2 protein-coding genes are annotated in these 2689 nt (G+C 42.2%); one reads left to right on the top strand and one right to left on the bottom strand.

Going from position 1 to position 2689, the window contains the following annotated elements; translation table 11 throughout:
- Positions 1 to 151: 151 nt before the first annotated feature.
- Positions 152 to 1621, top strand: a complete 1470-nt coding sequence (crtD, locus tag JWR23_RS04970) for a 1-hydroxycarotenoid 3,4-desaturase CrtD (RefSeq protein ID WP_299513710.1) — start codon at positions 152 to 154, stop codon at positions 1619 to 1621.
- 79 nt (positions 1622 to 1700) lie between these two features.
- Here the strand turns inward: crtD and JWR23_RS04975 are convergent, their stop codons facing one another.
- The gene (locus JWR23_RS04975) at positions 1701 to 2654 is read right to left on the bottom strand and encodes a rhodanese-related sulfurtransferase (protein ID WP_299513713.1); all 954 of its coding nucleotides are present in this window, start codon (positions 2652 to 2654) and stop codon (positions 1701 to 1703) included.
- Positions 2655 to 2689 lie beyond the last annotated feature (35 nt).

Here is a 2689-nt window from a genome sequence, read left to right on the forward strand (position 1 = left end):
GCCTTTACCGCTGTTAACTTTATCCACAAAAATCGAGGTTATTAACAAAGAAAAAGAAGCAAAAAGAAAGCTTCAACAATAATAATAACCTGTTTATTTTGCTGAAGCTAATCTAAAGGAAATGACAAACGGAAAAGGTTAAATTTGCACCATGCCTTCAAAAAAAGCCGTAGTCATAGGTGCAGGGATAGCCGGAATTGCAGCTGCTATCCGGTTAGCTGTTAAGGGCTACGCGGTTGAGGTTTTTGAGGCTAATGCTACTCCCGGCGGTAAACTGGCCGAAATAGAAAAGGATGGTTTCCGCTTTGATGCCGGGCCCAGCCTGCTTACCATGCCCCAATATATTGATGAGTTGTTTGAACTGGCCGGAAAGGATCCCCAAGCTTATTTTCAATATCAAAAGCTGGATATTAACTGCAAATATTTTTACGAGGATGGCACCAAATTAACCGCTTACGCGGATAAGGCTCAATTTGAAAAGGAAGTAACCGCAGTTGTTGGTGAGCCTGCAGAGGCTATAGAAAAACAAATAGCCAACAGCGCTAAAATATATGAGCTGACTGCTCCCGTTTTTCTGCAACGGGCGTTCAGCGGATTAAAAAGCTTGTTTAACAAGGAAGGATTTAAGGCGTTATTCAACTTAGGTAAGTTGGATACCTCGCGCACCATGCACCAGGCTAATCAAAACTTATTTAAAGATGAGCGCATGGTGCAGTTTTATGACCGGTACGCTACCTACAACGGTTCTAACCCATACCAGGCGCCGGCAACGTTAAATGTAATTCCGCATTTAGAGCAGCATTACGGGGCTTATTTTCCTAAAGAAGGTATGTATGGCATAACCACAAGTTTGGTTAATCTGGCGAAAATATTGGGCGTTAAATTTTATAATAATTCCCCCGTTGAAGAGATTGTTTTAAAAAGTAAAAAGGCTGTAGGGATAAAAGTAAAAGGCGAGATTATTAATGCCGATGTTGTAGTAGCTAACATGGATATTTGGTTCACTTATAATAAATTGTTAAGTGCTTATCCAAAACTTCATCCTGAAAAAATATTAAAGCAGGAGCGCAGCAGTTCCGCATTAATATTTTACTGGGGGATAAATAAAAAGTTTGCCAAGCTTGATCTGCATAACATTTTTTTCAGTGCCGATTATAAAGCAGAATTTGATCATATCTGGAAAGAAAAATCTATTTATAACGATCCAACGGTTTACCTCAATATTACTTCAAAGCTAAAACCAAAGGACGCACCGCCGGGATGCGAGAATTGGTTCGTGATGATAAATGTTCCGGCAAATACCGGGCAGGATTGGGACAGCTTAATTAATAGCGCCCGGCAAAATGTCCTGGCCAAGCTATCCAGCAGGTTAAATGAAAATATAAGTAAACTAATCATCAGCGAAAGCGTGCTTGATCCGCGGGGCATTGAAAGCAAAACCTCATCCTACCAGGGATCAATTTACGGTACCAGCTCTAATAGTAAATATGCCGCGTTTATGCGCCACGCTAACCGGTCATCCAAAATAAAGAACCTGTATTTCTGCGGCGGTAGTGTGCACCCGGGTGGGGGGATTCCATTGTGTTTGTTGTCGGCTAAGATTGTTGCGAATTCACTTTGAAAATTTCCCCTCCATTGTCTGTATCCTCACAGACAATTATGTAAGCAGTCTGCGAGGACACAGACTGTAGAGTCTATTATTAAGCCAACTCTATCTTCGATGCCTTCACATTAACCGGCTGCGGCACTTTTACATAATACCCCGTACCATCATAAACCCGTTTACGTGGATGCTCCTTGCAGGCATCGCTGCAGCAGCCATCCGTGGCGGTACCGCAATCGTCGCACTGGGTAAAGTGTTCGTTGCACTCGGGGTTGGCGCAGTTTATCATTTTCTCGGTGGTTTTGCCGCAATTGTAGCAGGTTGATATTACCATCGGGTTAACCCTGTTTACCTCAACAGATAAACGGTTGTCAAACACATAGCATTTGCCTTCAAAATCCTCGCCGCCCGCTTCCTTGCCATATTTAATAATACCGCCATGCAGTTGGTAAACATCTGTAAAACCTTCATGCAGCAACAGGGCCGATGCTTTTTCGCATTTGATGCCGCCGGTGCAGTAGGTAACTATTTTTTTATCCTTGTATTGAGCAAGCTCGTTTATCTTATCCGGAAAATCGCGAAAGTTCTCAATATCCAGTGTTATAGCATTTTTAAATTTGCCCAGATTGTGTTCATAGTTGGAGCGAACGTCCAATATCACCACATCCTCACCATCTTTCATTTCCAAAAACTCTTTCGGCTCTAAATGTTTGCCGGTTTTTAATTGTGGATTGATGATGTGTGGATCGCGCAGGCCCGAGTGTACAATTTCTGATTTATAGCGCACATGCATTTTTACAAATGATGGTGTATCAACCTCGTCAATCTTAAAATCGATGTTTGCAAAGCGCGGGTCGGCATGCAGGGTATCCATATAGATATTACATGATTCCGCAGCACCCGAAACGGTACCGTTCAATCCTTCTTCGGCAACAATAATGCGCCCGGTAAGGTTAAGCTCTTTGCAAAATTTTAAATGATCGGCAGCAAATTGCTCCGCGTCTGCTATTGTTGAATAACAATAGTAAAGTAGTGTATTATATTTTCCCATAAATCATTGATGCCGCTGCAAACGGTGTTAAATGA

This window comes from Mucilaginibacter sp. (genome assembly GCF_028288205.1).
Lineage (GTDB): Bacteria > Bacteroidota > Bacteroidia > Sphingobacteriales > Sphingobacteriaceae > Mucilaginibacter.